Source organism: Nesterenkonia sp. K-15-9-6 (assembly GCF_052656005.1).
On record NZ_JBQYEY010000003.1, the window covers coordinates 187,673 to 208,887 of the forward strand.

Annotated in this window: 19 protein-coding genes and 1 tRNA gene; 12 read left to right on the forward strand and 8 right to left on the reverse strand. The window is 69.7% G+C overall.

The annotated features are described in order from the left end of the window. Positions 1-38: 38 nt before the first annotated feature. The 3 genes from SD455_RS03195 to SD455_RS03205 all read right to left on the reverse strand — a co-directional run bounded on the left by SD455_RS03195 (position 39) and on the right by SD455_RS03205 (position 3,801). Positions 39-2,849 (reverse strand): aminotransferase class I/II-fold pyridoxal phosphate-dependent enzyme, encoded by a 2,811-nt coding sequence (locus tag SD455_RS03195; protein WP_445507225.1) that lies wholly within the window; start codon positions 2,847-2,849, stop codon positions 39-41. 141 nt (positions 2,850-2,990) lie between these two features. Continuing rightward, positions 2,991-3,572, reverse strand: a complete 582-nt coding sequence (locus SD455_RS03200; RefSeq protein ID WP_445507226.1) for an HhH-GPD-type base excision DNA repair protein — start codon at positions 3,570-3,572, stop codon at positions 2,991-2,993. 31 nt (positions 3,573-3,603) lie between these two features. Then, positions 3,604-3,801 carry a winged helix-turn-helix transcriptional regulator gene (locus SD455_RS03205; RefSeq protein WP_445507227.1) on the reverse strand — a complete coding sequence of 66 codons (198 nt, stop codon included), beginning with the start codon at positions 3,799-3,801 and terminating at the stop codon, positions 3,604-3,606. A gap of 214 nt (positions 3,802-4,015) precedes the next feature. Between SD455_RS03205 and SD455_RS03210 the strand changes: the two genes are divergently transcribed. Then, complete coding sequence (locus SD455_RS03210) at positions 4,016-4,645, forward strand: dihydrofolate reductase family protein (protein ID WP_070162672.1); 630 nt, start codon at positions 4,016-4,018, stop codon at positions 4,643-4,645. A 76-nt stretch (positions 4,646-4,721) separates the two neighbouring features. On the opposite strand, the gene SD455_RS03215 is transcribed toward SD455_RS03210, so the two are convergent. Continuing rightward, positions 4,722-4,797, reverse strand: a tRNA-Lys gene (locus tag SD455_RS03215). Between the two features lie 265 nt (positions 4,798-5,062). Between SD455_RS03215 and SD455_RS03220 the strand changes: the two genes are divergently transcribed. The 4 genes from SD455_RS03220 (at position 5,063) to cutA (ending at position 9,429) form a co-directional block, all read left to right on the forward strand. Next, a complete protein-coding gene (locus SD455_RS03220) occupies positions 5,063-5,695 on the forward strand; it encodes a hypothetical protein (RefSeq protein WP_070158634.1) in 633 nt (210 codons plus the stop codon). A 314-nt stretch (positions 5,696-6,009) separates the two neighbouring features. After that, positions 6,010-7,419, forward strand: a complete 1,410-nt coding sequence (locus SD455_RS03225) for a hypothetical protein (RefSeq protein ID WP_445507228.1) — start codon at positions 6,010-6,012, stop codon at positions 7,417-7,419. A 212-nt stretch (positions 7,420-7,631) separates the two neighbouring features. After that, positions 7,632-8,951 (forward strand): MFS transporter, encoded by a 1,320-nt coding sequence (locus SD455_RS03230; protein WP_445507247.1) that lies wholly within the window; start codon positions 7,632-7,634, stop codon positions 8,949-8,951. A gap of 130 nt (positions 8,952-9,081) precedes the next feature. Then, positions 9,082-9,429 (forward strand): divalent-cation tolerance protein CutA, encoded by a 348-nt coding sequence (gene cutA, locus SD455_RS03235; RefSeq protein WP_445507229.1) that lies wholly within the window; start codon positions 9,082-9,084, stop codon positions 9,427-9,429. Positions 9,430-9,668: 239 nt separating this feature from the next. On the opposite strand, the gene SD455_RS03240 is transcribed toward cutA, so the two are convergent. Beyond that, positions 9,669-11,345, reverse strand: coding sequence for a sodium:solute symporter family protein (locus tag SD455_RS03240; RefSeq protein WP_445507230.1), 1,677 nt, complete (start codon positions 11,343-11,345; stop codon positions 9,669-9,671). Further along, entirely contained in the window at positions 11,342-11,668 is a 327-nt protein-coding gene (locus SD455_RS03245) for a DUF4212 domain-containing protein (protein WP_445507231.1), read from the reverse strand. Before SD455_RS03245 ends, SD455_RS03240 begins: the two co-directional genes overlap by 4 nt. A 310-nt stretch (positions 11,669-11,978) precedes the next feature. On the opposite strand from SD455_RS03245, the gene SD455_RS03250 reads away from it, so the two are divergent. The 4 genes from SD455_RS03250 to SD455_RS03265 all read left to right on the forward strand — a co-directional run bounded on the left by SD455_RS03250 (position 11,979) and on the right by SD455_RS03265 (position 16,242). After that, positions 11,979-12,515, forward strand: a complete 537-nt coding sequence (locus SD455_RS03250; RefSeq protein ID WP_311026172.1) for a hypothetical protein — start codon at positions 11,979-11,981, stop codon at positions 12,513-12,515. 67 nt (positions 12,516-12,582) lie between these two features. Next, complete coding sequence (locus SD455_RS03255) at positions 12,583-13,140, forward strand: hypothetical protein (protein WP_070158639.1); 558 nt, start codon at positions 12,583-12,585, stop codon at positions 13,138-13,140. Continuing rightward, positions 13,137-14,882 (forward strand): sodium/solute symporter, encoded by a 1,746-nt coding sequence (locus tag SD455_RS03260; protein WP_445507232.1) that lies wholly within the window; start codon positions 13,137-13,139, stop codon positions 14,880-14,882. The genes SD455_RS03255 and SD455_RS03260 overlap by 4 nt, the downstream gene beginning before the upstream one ends. Next, positions 14,872-16,242: a histidine kinase gene (locus SD455_RS03265; RefSeq protein ID WP_311026175.1), complete on the forward strand. Its 1,371-nt coding sequence runs from the start codon at positions 14,872-14,874 to the stop codon at positions 16,240-16,242. The genes SD455_RS03260 and SD455_RS03265 overlap by 11 nt, the downstream gene beginning before the upstream one ends. Before the next feature lie 56 nt (positions 16,243-16,298). Here the strand turns inward: SD455_RS03265 and SD455_RS03270 are convergent, their stop codons facing one another. Beyond that, complete coding sequence (locus tag SD455_RS03270) at positions 16,299-16,916, reverse strand: TetR/AcrR family transcriptional regulator (protein ID WP_070161218.1); 618 nt, start codon at positions 16,914-16,916, stop codon at positions 16,299-16,301. A gap of 87 nt (positions 16,917-17,003) precedes the next feature. Between SD455_RS03270 and SD455_RS03275 the strand changes: the two genes are divergently transcribed. Together SD455_RS03275 and SD455_RS03280 are read left to right on the forward strand one after the other, a co-directional pair. Continuing rightward, a complete protein-coding gene (locus SD455_RS03275) occupies positions 17,004-17,903 on the forward strand; it encodes a CPBP family glutamic-type intramembrane protease (RefSeq protein ID WP_445507233.1) in 900 nt (299 codons plus the stop codon). Between the two features lie 72 nt (positions 17,904-17,975). Continuing rightward, the gene (locus SD455_RS03280) at positions 17,976-18,770 is read left to right on the forward strand and encodes a LytR/AlgR family response regulator transcription factor (RefSeq protein ID WP_311026178.1); all 795 of its coding nucleotides are present in this window, start codon (positions 17,976-17,978) and stop codon (positions 18,768-18,770) included. 5 nt (positions 18,771-18,775) lie between these two features. Here the strand turns inward: SD455_RS03280 and SD455_RS03285 are convergent, their stop codons facing one another. Then, positions 18,776-19,417 (reverse strand): ArsR/SmtB family transcription factor, encoded by a 642-nt coding sequence (locus SD455_RS03285; protein ID WP_445507234.1) that lies wholly within the window; start codon positions 19,415-19,417, stop codon positions 18,776-18,778. Positions 19,418-19,500: 83 nt separating this feature from the next. Here SD455_RS03285 and SD455_RS03290 point away from each other — a divergent pair, with 83 nt between their 5' ends. After that, complete coding sequence (locus SD455_RS03290) at positions 19,501-21,174, forward strand: MFS transporter (RefSeq protein WP_445507235.1); 1,674 nt, start codon at positions 19,501-19,503, stop codon at positions 21,172-21,174. Positions 21,175-21,215: the final 41 nt, after the last annotated feature.

Below are 21,215 nucleotides of genomic sequence, written 5' to 3' on the forward strand. Positions count from 1 at the left end.
CCGCCGCTGAGTGGCGGCGCGCGGCGGCGTGAGGTTCGTCACACGTCCGACGGCGGCGTCGCGAAGATCCGGTAGCCCCGGTGCGGGTCATAGCCGTGGACCTCGCGGGTTCTGAGCACTGCCATGAACTCCAGCACGTCGCTGGTGATGACCTGTCCGGGCACCAGCACCGGGAAGCCGGGCGGGTAGGGGGTCACGAAGCCGGCGGAGACCGGGCGCTCGCCGGCGGCGACCCGGGCACGCAGCTCCTCCGGGAACACATGCTCGGTGTTCCGGCGCTGCTGCCCGGCGAAGAACGCGGTGCGCATGTCGCCGTCGGGAAGCGTCGCATCAGTGGCGTGGTCCGGGGAGAAGGCGCTGAAGTCCGGCAGCGGGGGCAGCGGCTCCTCGGGCGTGGCACGGTCGTCGGGGTGGCGCCGGGACAGGGCGTCGTCGAAGCGTTCGGCCAGCTTCACCAGCACCTCGATCAGGTAGGCGATGGCGCTGCGGGAGGTGCCGATGTTGGTCATGAACAGCACCGTGTTCCCGCTGGTCTTGTTGACCTGGATGCCGTACCGGTCCATCAGGTGCTCGTGTTTGAACGTGTCCCCGTCGACGCCGGTGCGGCTGATCTCGATGGTGATGCGGCTGGGGTCGACGACGAACTCATCATGGGCCCAGGCCTCCCACAGGGGCGCCAGCCCGTGGCGCAGCGGCATGGGCCTGCCGACTCCTCGGAGCTCGGCCGGGATGAGGTCGTGGGCGGTGAGCACACGGAATGTGCGGCGCAGCAGCGGGTGGCGGGCGATCGTCTGGGCCAGGCTGGAGGCCAGGTCCAGCTGGCGCTGCACCAGCGCGTAGCCCTCCAGCTCCACCTGACGGCGCCCGATGTCCAGGGAGGAGAGGATCTGATAGTTGGGCGAGGTGGAGGTGTGGGTCATGTACGCCTCATGGAAGGACTCCTCGGCCTCCCGCTCCCAGTCCTGGTCGTAGACGTGGATCATGGAGCCCTGCCGCAGGGCGGTCAGCGTCTTGTGGGTGGACTGGGTGGCGTAGACCCGGATGCGGGCCTCCGGGCTGGGGATGAGTTGCTCGGCCAGCCAGACCTCGTCCGGGGCGGGGGCGCCGTCGGCGTCGTGCAGCCGTTCCTGCTGGGCCCGGTGGGCGGCGGCATGGGCCGGGGACTTCAGCCGCTCCTCCAGGTTCTTCGCCGCGTTCATGGCGGTGCGACGCCGGGTGACCGGGTGGAATGCGGCGAAGGCGAACCACGCTTCGTCCCACAGGAACACCAGGTCCGGTTTGATGGCCAGGCATTCGGCCATAACCCGCTCGGGGTCGTAGACGATCCCGTCGAAGGTGCAGTTGGTCAAGGTCACCATGCGTACCTCGTCGAGGCGCCCGGCGGCCCGGTAGTCGAGCAGCAGCTGCTTGATGCGGTCCAGCGGCACAGCCCCGTAGAAGGCGAAGTCGTTGAGCGGGTAGGCCTCCAGATAGGCCGGCTTCGCTCCGGTGAGGACCACCGCATGGTGGTGGGACTTGTGGCAGTTGCGGTCCACCAGCACGACGTCGCCCGGTGCGGTCAGCGCCTGGTGGACGATCTTGTTCGCGGTGGAGGTGCCATTGGTGACGAAGAACGTCTGCCGGGCGCCGAAGGCCCGGGCCGCCAGGTCCTGGGCCTTCTTGATGGTGCCGGTGGGCGCCAGCAGGGAGTCGAGCCCGCCGGAGGTGGCGCTGGTCTCGGCCAGCAGCAGGTTCAGCCCGTAGAACTCCGCGAGGTCCTTGATCCACTGGGAGGAGACCACGGAGCCTCCGCGAGCCACCGGCAGCGCATGGAAGACTCCGACCGGGCGGCGGGCGTGGTCCTGTAGGGCGGTGAAGAACGGCGTGTCATACAGGTGGGAGGCACGGCGCAGCAGGGACAAGTGCAGCTCCAGCTGGTCCTCGCGCCAGAAGACCCGCCGGAAGCGGTGGGTGAGCGCCCCGGCCAGCTCCTCCAGGTGGGCGCCGGCCATCAGGTAGAGGTCCAGCTCAGGGCGCAGTGCGGCCAGCGTGTCCGCCAGGCGCAGCACCCGCTGCACCGAGGCCAGCTGGCTCTGCGACGACGCCGACCCCTCGGACACCTGGGAGCGGGCCAGGGCGATGGTCTCCCGGAGGTCGCGGCTGAGCGGCTGGTGGGTGTGCTCGCTGAACCCCGGACGCACTACGCAGGCCAGGATGTGCGGATTCGTCAGCACCGCGGCGACGGCGTCGTCCGCGGAGGGCACGACCACGAACTCATAGGTGAACGCGTCGGCGGGCGAGCGCAGCCGCAGCCCTTCGGAACGGATGGTGTCTCGATCGGCGGCGGTGGTCTCGTCGATGATCAGCACCTCGAACCGCGGGCGCGGATCCGGGTCCGAAGTGGTCTCGGGTCGCTCAGGCTCCTCCAGGTGCTCGTCCCGGGGCTCATCCGGCACGGTGTCGCCGCGCAGCCGGTGCACCACGCGGCCGATCAGGTCGAAGGCGGTGCGGTAGTCGCCGTCCTCCAGGAGTTCGCCGATGGTGCGCACATAGCGCTGGCCGAAGCCGGCCCAGTACATCTCGATGGTCTCCAGAGCGCGCAGGGAGCGGTGGATCTCGCTGTCAGAGGCGAGGACCTCGACGTCGTCGCTGCCCAGTGCCAGGCGCTTCACCGCGAACCGCAGATACTCCCAGGCGTCGCTGCGCAGCCGCCAGGTGCTCGCCGGCATCCCCGGGTCGCGTTCCAGAGTCGGCGTCCAGGACGCGGTGCGGCGCGGAGACGTGTGGCGCGGGGGCGCGCCGTCGGCGGTGCGGGAGCCGGAGGCAGGGGTCTCCGGGGGTGCGGGGTGGTCAGCGCCATTGCTGATCATGATCGGGTGGTGTCCTTCCGGGCGTCGGCAGGCCGTGTGCTCCGATGATAGAGGGCATCAGGTCAACGGCATGTTGCCGGACGTCATCCGCGGACTCCGGTGGGGGCGGGTTCGCGCGGCGCCCCTGGCCGCCGTCTGACCTCAGCTGGACTTCTCGGCCCTGGCCGCGGCTTTGGCGGCACGTTTGGTCTCGCGGACTTCGAGCAGTGATTCTCGGTCATAGATGTCGGCCACTGACCGTTTGGCATCTGCCTCGCCGTAGGGCGCGCTGGCCTCCCGCCAGCCCTCGCCGTCGAAGGAGAGCTGCTTGCCCAGCAGTGCGAGGAAGATCTTCGCCTTCTGCTCCCCGAAGCCGGGCAGCTTCTTGAGGCGTTTGAGCACCTCGGGGCCGGACGGGGCGTCGTGGGTCCAGATCGCTGCGGCGTCGCCGTTCCAGTCGTCCACGACAGCCTCGGCCAGCTTCTGCACGCGAGTCGCCATGGAGCCGGGGAAGCGGTGCACCGCGGGCTTCTCGCGGAAGGCCGCGGTGAACTCCTCGGCGTCGTAGTCGGCGATGGTCGCCGGGTCCAAGGTGCCGAGGCGCTCGTGCAGCTTTTGGGGTCCTGCGAACGCGACCTCCATGGCGACCTGCTGGTCCAGGAGCATGCCGGTCAGCAGGGCGAAGGGGTCGTTCGAGAGCAGGTCGTCGGCCGCAGGTTCTCCGGTGAGGTGCAGATGAGCCATGAGTTCATGATGCCAGGTGGCGAAGTCCGCGTCATGGCGCAGCTGTGGGTGGAGGTGAGGACGAGGAGGGCGGCCGTGGGGAGATCAGAACACTCTGCGCCAGCTCGGTCATCCGGGTGGACAGCAGGTGGGAGGGGTTGCCGGGCAGTGCGCCGGCGGGATCCGAGTATCGCTGAGGTCCGACCAACAGGTCCCGCAGGATCAGCAGGGTCCATCGGCGCCCGACCATCTCGGCGGCGCGCGCCAGTCCGCAGCACTGTCCGTTTTCCCGGTTCGGGGTTGTACCATGACGATCCTTGACGTCAGATCCTCATGCAGGCTTCACTCAATGAAGGTGGCGTGATGTGTCTGTGACGCGAGCCCATCGGGCAGCGCACCCTCCACGGCCACGCCCAGGAGCTCATCCCACACTCCACACCGCGCGACTGAGGACGGAGCACACGATGGCCACGACCTACCTGCACAATGTCGTCACACTGGACGGATTCATCGCGAAGGAGGATGACGACGTCGGCGCGATGCACGACTGGTACTTCTCCGGTGACCATCCGTTGCAGGATGACGAGTCCCATGCTGATGTGCATGGTGGCGCCCCGTTCCGGGTCTCCGCAGCCTCCGCGGAGTACGTGCGCGGCATGTGGGGCCGGCAGACAGTGGGGGTCATCGGACGGCACCTGTTCGACATCACGAATGGCTGGGAGGGGCACGCTCCCGCCAGCGACCATGTCGTGGTCGTCTCGCATCGCCCCAAGCCCGACGGTTGGCATCCCGAGGCGCCGTTCCATTTCGTGGGATCCGTCCAGGACGGCGTTGCGCTGGCCCAGGAGCTCGCCGGCGAGGGCGAGATCGGGATCGCCTCCGGCAATATGGGTGGGCAAGCTCTGGAGCTGGGGCTGGTGGACTACGTGGCGATGGACCTGGTGCCCGTCATCTTCGGCCGAGGCAAGCCCTTCTTCGGGTCTTTCAGCGACGGTCCGCTGCTGCTCGAGGATCCTGACGTCGTCATCGCAGGCGAAGGCGTGCTGCATCTGCGCTATCCCGTGCGGGGCAGGGCCCAGGCCGCACGGGGATGAGACCCGGGCGACGGCGGCAGCCGATCGAGGTCCGAGGGGGAGCCGGCTGTGTCGGCGCTCTGACCAGGGGTTTCAATGGTGGGCCCTGCGGGGCTCGAACCCGCGACCAGCGGATTAAAAGTCCGATGCTCTACCAACTGAGCTAAAGGCCCGCGATGCGGTCCTCGGAGCACCGCGGGGCGCACCTCGTGGCGGCTCGAGGACGACTTCCATCGTAGCCCATCACTCCGGGCGGTCGGAGGCGGGTGCCGGCGTCGTCGCCGTCCCGAGGAGCTCAGGCGACGAGCCGCCTGCCTCGCTCCGAGGCCCTGTGGGACTTCTCTCGCCCAGGAATCGCGCTCCTGCCGGACATGTTGCTGACACCCTGGTGACCAGCGACGATTCACGGCATAATTGCCCCCACCGGAAGGAGACGTGATGAGCAGCACAGCCCGCCATCGCCGACCGAAGATGACCGAGCCCGCGGTGTTCGACGAGCAGGAGGGCGGCGCCGACCCGGCGACGATCTCGCAGGCCGCCCACGACACCGCCCACGCCTTGGTGTACCACGGCCGGGACTCGGACGATCCGGAGATCACCGAACGCTTCATCAGGCTCGCCGAGACGGAGGGCATCGAGGCCATCGCGGAGCTGTGGGCTGATTCCCCGGCCCATTCGTTGGCAGGCAGCCTGTGGCGGATCTACGCCATCCGCGCCGCCGTCCAGGAGAACCCCCGCCGATTGGCCGAGTACTACCGCACCGGCCGTGGGGACGGCACCACCACCGCTGCGATCGCGGGCGTGCCCGAGCCGCCCACGTCCGATGAGATGACCAAGCTGGCGGACATGGTCCTGGCGGGCATGTATACCGGGGACATCGACGTCGCCTTCGACCGGGCCGCCGCCTTCTGCCGGGTCATCGCCCGCGGGGAGGCCCTCTGGGCGGACAACCATGAGGGCACCTCCCAGGACGTCGCCCGTCGCATGACCGCCCGGGCGGACCAGCTGATCCGCACCGCCGAGGAGCTGGAGGTCTCCGCCCGCTCCTTCCGTGCGGGCACCCTGGACTGACCGCAGCGCAGCAGAGCGTCCCTCGGCGTCGGCACAGGACCAGAACGACGCCGACAGGGCGGCTATGCGTGCCGCCCTGACACGTACGTCACGACTTCACAACATTCCGTCTGCATGACTGTCACCATGCGGAACCCGCTACATGATGAAGGTAGGGTTGCGCCCGAGGGAGAGTGCGGGACCAGTGTGTTCCGCGATGGTTCGCGCCTGCATCGAGGTCAGCCCTTCGGGTCTGGACTCCGGCACGTGGACCCATCCACCGCACTGTGATCAGGACCGGAGTCAGCATCGACTGACTGACAGAGGGGCGACTCATGTCGGAGAACAACCCATACGGACAGCAAGGCGGCTGGCAGCCGGGGCAGGACCCCCAGCAGGGCCAGCCCGACCCTCGGCAGCCGGGCGCAACCAGCCCGCAGGCAGCGGGAGGCTATGGCGCCCAGCCCGGCTACGGCCAGCAGGGGCAGCCCGGATATGGCCAGCAGGGCCAACCCGGGTACGGCCAGCAGGGCCAGCCAGGCTACGGGCAGCAGGGCTACGGCGGCCAGCAGTATGGTGACCAGTACGGGCAGGCCGGCTATGGCGCCGGCGGAGCAGCAGGTCCCGGTGGTCCCGGCGGCCCTGGTGGACCTGGCCAGCCCGGAGGCCCGGGCGGCCCCGACGGCTCCGGCAAGGGGCCGGGCAAGGGCCTGATCTTCGGACTGATCGGCGGGGCGGCGCTGCTGATCATCGTCATCGCCGTGGTGCTGTTCCTCGTGCTCGGCCGCGGCGGAGGAGATGCCGAGGCGGAGAACGGCGGCGAGAACGGTGGCGAGGGCGAGGGTGAGTCGAGCGTCGAGCCGGGCGCAGACTCCACACCGCACGGAGCAGTCGAGGCGTATCTGACTGCGCTCGCGGAGGGAGACGCCGAGGGCGCGCTCTCGCTCATCGACGCGCCCTCCGACACCACGCATATGACCCAGGAGGTCCTGGACGTCTCGGTGGAGCTCGCGCCGATCTCCGAGATCTCGGTCAACGAGGTGGAGGTGGGCGACTACGCGTTCAGCGAGGAGGTCACCGCCTCCTTCACCCTGGGTGAGGAGTCCGTGACCCACCGCTTCTGGACCTCCACCGATGACGAGGGCGACTCCTGGTTCCTCGACGGTGCGATCAGCATCAGCGAACCCTCGGCGGGCTCCCTGGACGTCACGCTCAATGGCGTCGAGTTCACCACCTCCGACACCTACGTGTTCTTCGGTGCGGCCTATGAGCTGGACATCGCCCACGAGAACTTCATGTTCGACGGCGACAGCGTCGTCCACGCCACCGACACCTACGTCTCCACGGCGGACCTGACTCCGGCGCTGACCGAAGAGGCTGAGGACACCTGGCGGGACCTGATCATCACCGAGGTGGAGGACTGCGTGGCCTCCAATGAGAAGGAGGCCGGCTGCGGGCTGGACATGCCCGACGAGGTCTCCGGCGCCGAAGTCATCGAAGGCTCCATCGAGCGCTCGATGTCGACCTCCGACCAGCAGGCCCTGCAGAACATCGAGCCGCGGCTCGACTGGAGCAACCCGAACCTGGTGGGATCCGACTATGTGAGCATCACCGTCGACGTGGAGTACGAGGGACGCTCAGGCGGCAGCACCGACCTCTACGAGCTGTGGACCGGCGACCCGCGCTGGCTGGGCGACCCGGTGGTCGACATGACCGCCGAGGAGCTCGAGATCACCTGGGAGTGATCGCCACGGACTGACGCCCCTTCTGCGGAGCTCGTCGGTCCCGCGTCCCAGAAGCAGCACGACGACGGCGGCCCCGAGAGTCCACGCCGAGATGACGTCCGATGAGGGCGGCTCGGCCATGGACTCCGGGGCCGCCGTCGTCTGCTCTACACTCAGTGCTCGTGCCTCAGAACACCACCACCGCACCCCGTGACGCCCGCCCCACCGGGGAGATGATCGTCCAGTCCCTGCCGTGGCGCTGGAACACTCAGGGCCGGATCTTCCTCATCGGCGGCCTCGGCTTCATGTTCGACGCCTGGGACGTCTCCCTCAACGGCATCCTCATCCCGCTGCTCAGCGAGGAATGGGGACTCACGCCCTCCCAGGCCGCGTGGATCGGGACCGCCAACCTCATCGGCATGGCGGTCGGCGCAGTCATGTGGGGCACCATCGCGGACCGCATCGGCCGCAAGCAGGCCTTCGCCTGGACGCTGCTGATCTTCTCGATCTTCACCATCGCCGGGGCCATGACCAACGACCTCAGCTGGTTCGTGCTCTTCCGCTTCCTGGCCGGCATCGGCCTGGGCGGATGCGTGCCGGTGGACTACGCCCTGGTCGGCGAGTTCACCCCTGCCAAGCATCGGGGCCGGGTGCTGACCGCCATGGACGGCTGGTGGCCCATCGGGGCGGCGCTGGCCGGGTTCGTCTCCGCTCTGCTGGTCGGCGTCTGGGGCGACTGGCGGCTGCCGCTTCTGGCCATGATCCTCCCCGCCCTGCTGGTCTTCGCCGTACGGCTCTTCGTCCCCGAATCCCCCATGTATCTGATCCGACAAGGCCGGACCGAGGAAGCCCGGCGGATCATCGACGGCATGGTGGCCCGCACCGGGGCGGCCCCGCGGGAGTACGTGCTGATCCCGGGCACGGAGTCCTCCAGCCTGACCCTCGGCTCCCTGGTGGTGCAGCTGCGTCGAGTGTGGGCGCACAGCTGGCGGATCACCACGGTCGCGTGGGTGATGTTCCTGGCGGTGATGACCGTCTACTACATCGCCCTGCAGTGGATGCCGCACTTCCTCATCGAGGCCGGCTACGAGCAGTCCCGTGCGTTCATCACCTCGGCCGGCATGGCCGGCGTCGGGCTCGTGGGGGTGCTGATCTCCACCGTGCTGGTGGAGGCCACGGGCCGCAAGGCGCTGCTGGCGGTCAGCGCCCCGGTCGCCACCGCCCTGCTGGTGGGGCTCGCGCTGGTCATGGACGTCCAGTCCCTGGTGCTGGTCATGGTGCTCGGCTTCGGGCTGATCATCCAGATCGCCATCCCGGTGCTCTACACCTACGTCTCCGAGCTGTACCCCACGGAGATGCGCGGCTCGGGCTTCGGCTGGGCCTCCACGGTCTCCCGCATCGGCGCGGGCGTGGGGCCCCTGCTCTTCGTGGGCTGGCTGCAGCCCTGGCTGGGGCTGGCGGGGGCCTTCACCGTCTGCCTGGTGGGCGTGGCGGCCGCCGTCGTCGTGATGCTGCGCCTGGCCCCGGACACCACCGCCAAGCACCTGGACTGAGGGCGTCCCCCGGGCTCAGGCTGTCCGTTGGGGCCGAGTTGGTCCGGAGTTTCGGGTACTCGGCTCGATCGAGTCGAGTTTCGCATACTTCAGACCACGTCACCGGCGGGGTGTGCGGCACACTGGAGCCATGTGTGACGATGTCCAGCCCACCGCCGCAGAGTTCGTGTCCGTCCAGACCACCGTGGAGGATGAGCCGCAGGCCGAACGCCTGGCCGCCGTGCTTCTCGACGCCGGCCTCGGCGCCTGCGTGCAGGTCAGCGCCGTCCGCAGCTTCTATCGCTGGAAGGGCGAGGTGCATGATGACCCCGAGCAGCTGCTCACGGTGAAGACCACCGCCGCGGCCGTCCCAGGGATCAAGGAACTGCTGACCAGGGACCACCCGTACGAGGAGCCCGAGCTGATCGTCCAGCCGATCCTCGACGGCTCCCCGGGCTACCTGGGCTGGGTGCGGGAGAACACCATCGCCCCGGCGTGAGCTGGTCTGGAGTTGTGGGTACTCGACTCGATCGAGTCGAATACCCGCAACTCCAGACCAACTCGGCGGGGCGGGGTGGGTTGGTGTGAGGTGGGGTGGGTTGGTGTGAGGTGGGCCGGACCCCATAACTCACGACGACGGCCCCGTCCGGAGGTCTCGAAGGAACCTCGCGAACGGGGCCGCCACCGTCCGGATGTGCGGCTCAGGCAAGGGGATGGCTGAGCCCGATACCCGGAGCGTCAGACGTCTGCGCCCACCTTCCGCTGCTGCGGGTAGCGGATGGACTCGACCATCTCCTGCACCTCGTGCGACGGCGGGGCGGTCAGCTTCGACACCACGATGGTGACGATGAAGTTGACCAGGGCGCCGACGGCACCGATGCCCTCGGGGCTGATGCCCAGGATGTGGTCGTTGGATCCGGTGCCGAACACCTCCAGCGTGTAGATCATGTACGTAGCGGTGAAGACCAGACCGGTCAGCATGCCGGCGGTGGCGCCGACTCCGTTGGCGCGCTTCCAGAAGATCCCGAGGATCAGGATCGGGAAGAACGTGGAGGCCGCCAGTCCGAAGGCGAACGCCACCACCTGGGCCACGAACGCTGGCGGGTTGATGCCGGCGAAGATCGCGATGACGATCGCCGCGGCCATCGCCACACGTCCCACCAGCATCTGCTGGCTCTCGGAGGCGCCCTCCTTCTTGAAGACCCGGAAGTAGAGGTCGTGAGAGGCGGCCGAGGAGATGACCAGCAGCAGCCCGGCCGCGGTGGACATGGCCGCCGCCATGCCGCCGGCCGCCATCAGGCCGATGATCGGGGCGGGCAGGCCGCCGATCTCCGGAGAGGCGAGCACCAGGATGTCGTTGTTGACGATCAGATCCGCACCGGAGGCGGCGTTGTTGGACACCGTCTCGATGGTGTCGACGCCCTCGGCGACGCTCACCAGGCCGGTGGCGCCCCAGGTCTCGATCCAGGCCGGCAGCTGATCCACCGTGGCGCCCTGCACGCCCTGCAGCAGGTTCAGCTTGGTGAACGCGCCCACCGCGGGAGCGGTGAGGTACAGCAGGGAGATGAAGAAGAGGGCCCAGAAGGCCGAGTACCGGGCGCCGCGGACGGTCTTGGTGGTGTAGAACCGGATGATCACGTGCGGCAGGCCTGCGGTGCCGAGCATCAGCGAGGCGGTCACCAGGAACACGTCGATCTGGCCGCCGTCGCGTCCGGCGAACGCCTGGGTGAACTCATGCAGGCCGAACTCCGTGCTCAGCGCGTCCAGCTCGGCGAGGATCTTCCCGTAGGAGATCTGCGGCACCGGGATGCCGGTGGTCTGCTGGGCCACCGCGACGGCGGGGATCAGGTAGGCGATGATCAGCACGGTGTACTGCGCCACCTGGGTGTAGGTGATGCCCTTCATGCCGCCGAGCACCGCGTAGAAGAAGATGATCGCGGCGGCGACGATGACGCCCCAGGTGAGGTTGAGCCCCAGGAAGCGGCTGAAGACGATGCCGCCGCCGTTCATCTGGCCGACCACGTAGGTGAAGGACACCACGATGGCTGCGACGGCGGCGACGATGCGCACCGACTCGGAGTAGCGGTCGCCCACGAACTCCGGGACGGTGAACTTGCCCCATTTGCGCAGGTAGGGGGCCAGCAGCAGGGCCAGCAGCACGTAGCCGCCGGTCCAGCCCATCAGGTAGACCGAGCCGTCCGAGCCCAGGAAGGCGATCAGGCCGGCCATGCCGATGAAGGAGGCGGCTGACATCCAGTCGGCGGCGACCGCCGCACCGTTGGCGATGGTCGGCACGCCCTGGGAGGCGACGTAGAACTCCTTGGTCTCCTTCACCCGCGAGCGCCAGGCGATGAAGATGTAGAGCCCGAAGGTCAGGATGATGAAGAAGAAGGTCCAGAACTGGATGTCGCTCATGCTCGCTCACCGTCCCCGTTGCGCTCCGAGACGCCGAACTCGTCGTCGATCCGGTCCATCCACAGTGCGTAGACCAGGATGAGGATCACGAACGTGTAGATGGATCCCTGCTGGGCGAACCAGAGCCCGAGCGGGAAGCCCAGGATCTCGATGGCGTTCAGCGGCTCGATCAGCAGCACGCCGAAGCCGAACGAGACGGTGAACCAGATCGCCAGCAGGACGATCATCAGGCGCAGATTCTTCTTCCAGTAGCGCTCACGCCAGGAGTTGTCCTGTTCTGGCTGAGCGCCGCCGGAGGTGCTCTCATATGCCGTGTCGGCCATGGGAGGCTCCCTTCCCTTCCAATGCGGAGTGATCCTGTGCGGTGCTGCCCAGGACGGCTGCGCGCCACACTCGGGCGGCGCAGGTCATGAGACCAAGAAACCCCACTGTGAGTCAGCTCACAAGCGATGCTCCGCAGACGGCGCCCCTGTGTTCGCCAGCGGCGGGTATGGGTCTGCGAGCGGTCGGTGCGGGGTGTCGGTGACCGCTCGCGGCGCGGAACCTGCCGTTCGTGGACTGTTGACTGCCGTCCGGCGGTCATTCGCCGGACGGGGTGGCCCCTGTGACCCTGGTCACTCGTAGAATCGGGGCATGACGACGACGGCGAACGGCGCAGCGATGGGCAGCAGCACGACGGGCTCGCCCGCAGGGGCCGGAGGCTCCGGCGGATCAGAGAGAGGCATCTTCGGCGGCATCACCGCCCGCATCAAGGCGGGCCGTGCCACCGGCTGGGGCGTGTTCCACGCCGGCAGCTCCGCCATGATCCTCGGCGGCCTGATGCTCATCATCTCCGCGTTCCTGCCGTGGGTCGTCATCCCGATCGCGGGGGAGAGCTTCGCGCTGCGCGGCACCGACGGGCCGGGTGTGGTCACTCTCGCCGTCGGCTTCCTGGCCTTCGCCGGAGGGTTCGTCCCCAAGCGGGGCCTGGCGATCGCGCATGCGATCATCCCCGGGGCGCTGGTGGCCCTGATTGTCGGAGCGCAGACGGTCCGGCTGATCCAGCTGTCCGCACAGACCGGTTCCTGGGGCGGACTGCTGCCCGGCATGGGGCTCATCCTCGCCGCCGGCGGCGCGGTCGTCCTGATCCGGGTGGCCGTGCGCCTGTGGAGGGCCCGGCCCGCAGCATGAGCGCTCCGTCGGCCGGGTTGCCTCGCTGCCGCTCCGGAGGGTCCGGGCGCCTGCCTAGACTGGCGGCATGAGACGCGATGACCTGGGGCTGCGGGGGTTCGGGGACTCCTGGGGCGATTCCCCGGAGGTCAGAGACACTCCGGCCGAGGTCGACGCCGTCTTCCGCACGCTGCGCCGTATCGCAGCCACCTATTTCGTGGTGTTCCTGCTGCTGGTGGCCGCTTTCCCGGTGCTGACCATGACCCTGGACTGGTGGTCCGAGGCCCAGCTGGTCGGCCATCTCAGCCCCGGCTTCCTCACTGCCGGCGTCGGCCTCTACGTGGTCTTCGCCGTCATCGGCATCGCCGCCGCGACTCTCAGCTCCTCGGTGGAGTCCCGCATGCTGGGCCATGCCGGGGTCGGAACGGAGCATGTCCTCGACGAGCCTGCGGAAAATACCACGAGGGAGGCCCGCAGGCAGCCGCACGATCGGCACGACGACGACGGCCGCATCCTGCTCGACGCCGCAGTCCCGCCCGAATCGCCGTTCCATGATCCCGATGCCGATGCCGATGCCGATGCCGATGCCGACGCCGACGCCGACGACCCGCAGGACGGTCACGACGACCGGGAGGCCGGCCGATGACCGCCGCCTCCATCATCACGCTGACCGCCGTGCTGGTCATCGTCCTCGGGGTCTCCTTCATCACCCGCCCGCGGCATTCCTCCACGGTGGACTTCTACCTGGCCGGGCAGCGCGTCGGAGTCGTCACCAACTCCTGGGCCATCTGCGGGGACTACCTCTCCGCGGCCTCCTTCCTCGGGGTCGCTGCTGCGGTCTACGTCTCCGGGCTCGACGGCGCCTGGTACGCCGTCGGCTTCGCCGCAGGGTTCGTGCCGGTGCTGCTGCTGGTGGCCGCCCCGCTGCGCCGCTTCGGCGAATTCTCCCTGGCTGACTTCCTGGGCCGGCGGCTCGGGTCCGACGCGGTCCGGCTCTCCGCCGTGGGGATCGTGCAGCTGGTGATCCTCTTCTACCTGATCCCGCAGTCCGTGGGCGGCGGCATCACCTGGGAGCTGCTGGTCGGCCACGGCGTGATGGGACTGAGCCCCTACGCCACCGGGGTGCTGCTCTCCACCGCCGTGATCGCCGTCGTCGTGGCCTTCGGGGGGATGCGCGGCACCACCTGGAACCAGGCCGTCCAGTTCCTGCTGCTGCTCACCGCGCTCATCTGGCTGGCGCTGGTGGTCACCGGGGACGGCTTCCGCTACGGGCAGGCAGTGGAGCAGCTCAGCCAGGAGCCGCTGAGCAACCCCGCCGAAGGCGCCCAGGGCTGGGAGCTGCAGCCCGAGACCAACCACATCGACGACGGCGAGGCCGCCGTGTTCGGCGAGCCCGGCGCCCGCTACGGGCAGCTGGGCCAGGTGGCGCTGGTGGTCACCCTGGGGCTCGGCACCGCCGGGCTGCCCCATGTGATGAACCGCTACTTCACCGCCCCCACCGGGCGGGCCGCCCGCACCACCACGGTCTGGGTGCTGATGCTCATCGGCGCCTTCTACGCGCTGGCGGTCATGCTGGGCACCGCCGCGCGGGACATCATCCCCGCCGCCGTGGCCGACCACCCCTGGCTGGAGCCGCTCACCATCGACGGGGTGCTGCGCATCCCCGAGCACGCCCTGCCGGTGCTGGGGCGCATCTACGGCGGCGAATCCGGGCTCGGGCTGGTGGCCGCCGCCGCGCTGATCGCCGCGATGTCCACCGTGGCCGGGCTGCTGCTCGCCTCCGCCGCCACCTGGGGCCATGACGTCTACGAACGCCACATCAACCCGCATGCCACCCAGCGTCAGGCGGTGTGGGCGGGCCGGCTCACCACCCTGGTGGCCGCCGCCACCGCCGCCGCCCTGGCCATCGCCCTGCGGCCCGACGCGTTCACCCCCGCCATGCCGTCCCTGGTGGCCACCATGGTCACCTGGGCGTTCGCCGTCGCCGGCTCCGCGCTGACCCCGGTGATCGTGCTGGCCATCTGGTGGCGCCGTCTGAGCGCCCGGGGTGCGGTGGCCGGGATGCTCACCGGCGGGGCGCTCGCGGTGGTCATGTTCACCGCCGGAAGCCTGCTGGAGCCGGCCTGGTGGCGGGAGCTGCTGGTGGCCCCCACTCTGGTGGCCGCCCCGGTGGCCGGCGTCGTCGCCGTCGTGGTCTCCCTGCGCACCACACCGCCCGACGACGTCGAACAGGCCTGGAGGATCATGCACGGCACCGCGGCGGACCGGCAGGCCGAGCGGCTCGCCCGGCTGACCATCGCCGCCCGGCGGGCGGAGCGGCACGACGCCGCCGGCCGCCGTCGAACCCGCCTGCCGCGGCCGGGCAGAAGGAGGAACGATGCGCGGTAGCCTCATCCTGGCCGGGGCAGTGGTGGCCATCTGGACCCTGGTGTACCTGGTGACCCAGGTGCTGGTGCATCCGCCGTTGGCGATCCTGCCGACCATCGGCGCCGGCACGGTGCTCACGCTCGCCGTCGTGCTGGGCTACCCGTCGGCGCTGCGCGGGCCCCGTGGTCGCCGCGGCGGCCGAGTGGGCGGCAGCGTGGGCGGCCGCATCCCGCCCCGGGATGAGCGGGACCGGCTCGAGGCGGCCCGCGGAGTGCGGGACCTGGCGGCTGCAGGACGCTCGGTGCCGCTGCGCTCCGGGCTCACCCCGGACGCGGCCCGCCGCACCGCCGAGCTGCTGCGTCCCATGCTCTCCGGGGACGCCATCGCGATCACGGACCGGGAGGACATCCTCGCCTTCGTGGGGCCGGGGGCGGACCACCACCGGGTGGGCGGGGAGATGCAGACCCGCGCGGCGGTGCGTGCCATCGAGAAGGGCCGCACCGTGGTGGTGCGGGACGCGGCCGGGCTGGGCTGCAAGGTCCCGGACTGTGCGCTGCGCTCCGCGGTGATCGCACCGCTGGCCATCGGCTCGCGGGTGGTGGGCTCCCTGGGGGTGTTCCAGGCGCGCACCGAGATCCCGCCCAAACAGCTGGTGGAGGACATGGCCACCATGCTGTCCCTGCACCTGGAGCTCGCCGAGCTGGACCGGGAGCGCCGCCTGGCCACCCACGCTCGGCTGGACGCCCTCCGGGCTCAGATCAATCCGCACTTCCTGTTCAACATCCTCAACACCATCGCCTCAAAGGCGCGCACCCGGCCGGAGGAGGCCCGCGAGCTGCTGCTGCGGCTCTCCGAGTTCTTCCGCTACGCGGTCCGCCAGGAGGGGCACTTCGCCGAGTTCGCCCAGGAGTACTACTTCGTGCGCACCTACCTGTCCCTGGAACAGGCCCGCTTCGGGGACAGGCTGCAGGTCCGCTACGACATCGACCCGCAGGTGCTGACCTCCCGGGTGCCGGTGCTGACCATCCAGCCGCTGGTGGAGAACGCGGTCAAGCACGGCATCGCGGACAAGAAGGAGGGCGGCACAGTGCGGCTGCGGGCCCGGGTGGACCCGCTGACCCGCACCACCCATATCCGGGTCTCCGACGACGGCGTCGGCATGGATGCCGAGGTGCTGGCGAAGCTGCTCAGCGGGGACCAGGATGTGGGCGACCATGAGGACAGCGTGCTGACCGGGGTGGACGCCGTCGGCCACGCAGGAGTGGGGCTGACGAACATCACCGAGCGGCTGGAGTCCCTGTTCGGGGACCGCTATGACCTCTCCATCTCCACTCCGCGCAGCGGCGGCACCGTGGTGGACCTGCGTGTGCCGATGACGTGACGGGCGCCCGCGCGGCTCCAGGCCGGCTCTGACGCCGTGTCCGGGCCGGGGCGCGGTCAGCAGCCGCATCCGATCAGCAGGTTCTCCACGGACCAGCGGAAGACGTCCTCGATCTCCGGGACCGGTTCGGCGCCGGCGACGCTCAGCGGACTCGTGGCCGGATCAGGTAGGGGCGGCCAGCGGGTGCGGGCATCATCGGTGACCTCGATGATCGCGTGGCCGAAGACCAGGGCTGTCAGGGCGTAGGCGATGCGGGCGGAAACCGGCACGCTCGGGCCGCACCTGTGGATCGCGCCGATCAGCGCCTCGTTGAGCCGGTAGGCCCCCGGGCCGCCGATCGGGCGGTCGAACAGCACACGCGCGATCGCCGGATGCGCACGGAACTCCGCCAGCACGTGGGCCGCGAAGTCGACCACGCGCCGTCGTGCCGCCTCCTGGTCCTCGTCTGGGTCGGCTCGCGGCGTGCCCGGGCTCGGGCTGGCGCCGTCGGGGGACAGGAGTGTGAGATCCAGGTGCTCCAGCGCCGCGTCCGCGACCTCTTCGAGGAGCGCATCGCGTGACCGTGCGTAGGTGTAGAGCGCATTCGGGGCCACGCCGAGCTCGCGGGCGACGCCCCGGAGGCTGAAGGCGTCCATCCCGTCCCGCTCGAGCACCGCGGTCGCGGCGGCGAGCACCAGCGGGACCGACAGATCGCCTCGTGGGCCAGGTTTCCGGGCCCTCCCACTTGTTCGCGTCACTGCGGCACCTCTATCGTGACCATCATGGAGTCTGTACAGCGTACAAAACTGGCGGCCGGGCGCCCGAGGGCCACGCCGTTCGTCCTTGCCTTCGCGGTCCTCGTCATGGCCGCAGTGGTGCTGGCGACCATGCCTGTCTACGCCGGGGCGGATCCGGCCTATCTCACCGTGCTCACTCCGGTGTTCCAATGGGTGCCGTTCCTGGCGATCCTGGTCCTCCATGCCGTCCATCGATCCCGGGTTCGGCAGGCCCCAGGGGGCGAGGCGGGGGAGGCCCCGTGGAGGCTCTGGGCCGCCTCCGGGGCGACCCTGCGCGGCAGAAGCGGCTCGATCCTCGCGATGTCGCTCGTGGCTCTCATCGCTCTGGTGATCACCGCTGTCGTCCCGCTCCTCGCCTCAGGGGCGGCCGGCATGATCGAGCTGCGCTGGGTGGAGGGCGCGGCGTTGGCCGCGCTGCTGACGCTGCCGGTGGCGGTCGTGTTCATGATCCCCGTGGCGGGGGAGGAGCTGGCATGGCGGGGATACCTCACGTCGTTGCTGAGCCGGCACGGATTCGCGGCGACCACCGCCCTCATCGGCGGCCTGTGGGCGCTGTGGCATCTGCCGCTCCTCGCAGCGCTCGCCCACGCCGGGGAGCTCGACGGGCGCGACGTCGTCTCCAAGACCATCGATCTGCTGCTGGCGGCCGTCCTCGTCAGCGCTCTGCGGTATCTCTCCGGCAGCGTCTGGCCCGCAGTGTTCGCCCACGCCCTGTTCAACAACCTCTTCCAGATGGTGCAGTACAACTTCATGGAGCCCCTCTCCTCGGCGTCGGCCAGCGGCTACTGGGGGTACATGGCGGTCTCATGGGTGACGTGGCTGATCGTGGACGCCGTGCTCGTGGTCTGGGTGTATCGCAGGACGGGCGGCCGTCTGGATCTGTGAGTGCGGGTCGGGGCGGGATCCGCGCTGTGACGCCCGTCATGGAACCCTGGATGCCAGCTCTATACTGAACGGATGATGCCCCGCGCGCTGATCGTGGATGACGAGGCCCCCGCCCGCGAGGAGCTGCGCTATCTCCTCGAGGAGGTCGGGCGCGTGCAGGTGGTCGGGGAGGCCACCAACGGGGAAGAGGCGCTGGTGCTGCTGAACTCCCTGGACTACGACCTCGTGTTCCTGGACATCCGGATGCCCGGGCTCTCCGGGCTGGAGATCGCCGAACAGCTCCGGGAGATGCCGCATCGGCCGCAGGTCATCTTCACCACCGCCTACCCGGACCACGCCGTCGAGGCCTTCGATCTCGCCGCCGCCGACTATCTGGTCAAACCCTTCGACGCCGAGCGTCTCCAGCGGGCCGTGGAGCGTGCGCTCTCCTCGGGAGGGGAGCGTGCCGAGCCGGGAGCGCGCCACGACGACGGCGTCCCTGCCGCGGCCGACGCTGAGCGCCAGGCGGTCCGCCCGCGGGCTGCCGAGCCGGAGCCGCTGGTGAGGATCCCCGTGCAGAAGGACGGTCGGACCATGCTGGTGGACGGGGACTCCATCGTCTATGCCTCCGCGGCCCGGGGGTACTCCTCGCTGAAGCTCGGCGATGAACGGGTGTTGGTCTCCTTCTCGCTGAATGAGCTCGAGCGTCGCCTGCAGGGTCACTTCTTCCGCGTCCACCGCTCGTATCTGGTGAACCTGCGCTATGTGCGCGAGCTCGTCCCGGACTTCCGTGGTGCGCTGGTGCTGGTGATGAACGACCGCCAGCGCAGCCGGGTGGAGGTCTCCCGCCGCCATGCTCGGGAGCTGCGCCGCCGGCTGGGCGTGTGACGGCCTCAGGCCTCGGGTGAGGGCAGCGGCAGCACGCTGAGATAGACGCGGGCGCGGCGGTCGTCGTTGCCCGGACCTGAGGTCTTCACCCGCTCGGAGGCGGCGTCGGTGTGGCGTTCGATGACCGCCATCAGCTCGTCGCGCATCGCGCGCATCTCCTCCGCTGTCATCGTCGCCGTCGAGCTCGAGTCCACGGAGGCCTCGATCCAGTGCTGCGGCTCCTCCTCGATGTGGGTCATCCACCGGCGCAGGGTCTGGAGGCGCTCCTGCATCTGGTGTTGGATGACGGTCTGAGCCACCGGCATCTGGTGCGGGTCGTTGCGGACCAGCTCGGCCCGCAGGCTGAACCCGGAGGGCTTCCACCACCGCTCGCGGCCGGTGCCGCGCTCCGGATCCTCCTCCACCAGGCCGTGCTTCTCCAGCTGTCGCAGGTGATAACTGGTCTGCCCGGTGCTCTCGTCCAGATGCTTGGCCAACTGGGTGGCGGTGGCCGAGCCCTGGTCGGACAGGTAGGAGTACATCGCCATCCGCAGCGGATGGGCGAAGGCCTTCATGGTCTTCGCGTCCATCTGCAGGTCGGCTTCGCCGGGCATCTTCTCGGGCGCGTGGGCAGAACTTTCCGGGCCGGGGGTCTTGCGCTCGCTCATATGCAGAGATACCTTTGCATAGAAGTTGTTGCAGAGAAATCTCTGCAAACTTTTCTCGGCACCAGTCTACGGAGATGATCACCATGGCGCACACCACCACGACGGAGCAGACGTCCGACGACGGCGTCCGCCAGGGGAGCACCTCCGGAGCTGAGCCTCTCGGCCGCCGATTCCAGGCCCATCTGGGCAGTGTGGCGCTGGCGAATCTCGCGGACGGCGTCCTGATGACCGGGATCCCGCTGATCGCCGTCTCGCTGACCCGGTCTCCGCAGGAGATCTCCCTGCTCTCGGCGCTGTTCTGGCTGCCCTGGCTCCTGTTCGGGCTGTTCGCCGGGGTGGTGATCGACCGTTCCGACCGCCGCCGGGTCCGGATCGTGGCCCTGAGCCTGCGGGTCGTCGTCCTGGTGGGCCTGATCGCGGTCGCCCTGGCCGGGGCGCTGCGCATCGAGGTGCTGATCCTCTTCATGGGTCTCTACGGACTCACCCAGGTCTTCGCGGATCTGGCTGGGCGCACTATGGTCCCGCAGGTGGCGCCCCGCTCCCGGTTGGCTGCCGCCAACGGGCGCACCATGGCCGCCGAGCAGGTCTTCAACGACTTCATCGGTCGCCCCGTGGCCGGGCTGCTCGTGGTGCTCGGCGCCGGCTGGCTCCTGGGTTTCTCCGCGGCGGTCTGTGCGGCGGCGGTGCTGCTGATCACCCTCGGGCTGCGCGGCGACTACCGTGCGGGCCGCACCGGTCAGCCGCGAGCCACCGCGGTGACGCGGGCTGCCGAAGAGCCGCGGGCCGCAGAGGAGCTGAAGCAGCCCGCCGAGGGGGAGAGGTCGCCGTCGGATGCCGGTCTGAGCGCGGTCTTCGAGGGGCTGCGCCTGGTGTGGCGTCACCCGGTGCTGCGGCCGTTGGTGATCATGTCCTGCGCCGCCAACCTCGCCTCCACGGCGTTCATGTCCGTGTTCGTCCTCTGGGCGGTGGGGCAGGGGTCGGCGATCGGGCTCACCGAGGCGCAGTACCCGTTCTTCGCCGTGGCCAGTGCGGTGGGTGCTGTCAGTGCCTCCTTCCTGGTGGAGCGGATGACGCGGCGCGCTCCCGAGGTGCCGCTGATGCTCGGCGCCTTCCTGGCGCAGGTGCCGATCATGCTGCTGCCGGTGCTCTTTCCCCGCTTCGACGTCCTGCTGCTCGCCGGTCTCCTGCAGGGCTTCCTCAACATGACCGGCAATGTCATCGCCTTCACGCTGTTCCAGCGCCTGGTCAGCGGTGAGGTGCTGGGCCGGATGACCGGCGCGATCACCACGGTCGGCTTCGGGCTGATGCCGCTGGGTGCGGTGCTGGGCGGGTTCATCGGCGAGCATTTCGGCCTGCCGACGGTGTTCGTCGCGGCCGCCGCGCTGTTGGGGGCGGCCGTTGTCTGGTCCATGACGCAGGTGCGGCAGTCGATGGTGGAGGCCGCCGAGCAGAGGATGCGCCATGCCGAGGACGGCGGAGACGCCGATGGTGACGGCGACACCGGTGCTGACGGCAGCGGGCACGACGGTGGCGATGGCAGGGGCGACGGGCCGGCCGTGAGCCCGAAGGCGGACGCCCGGGCGCCCCAGGGTCGGGGTCGCCGGACCTCACGCCGGACCTCACGGCGCACGGCAGGGCGCACGGCAGGGCACACGGCAGGGCACACGGCAGGGCGCCGTGACCGGCTCCGTGCGGAGGCCGAGCGCGATGCCCGTCGCCACGATCTCGGCGGCGGCGTCGAGTTCCGCTGGGCCTGACCCTGATCTTCTCCGCCCTGGTCCTGCCGGTCGCTGTGGGG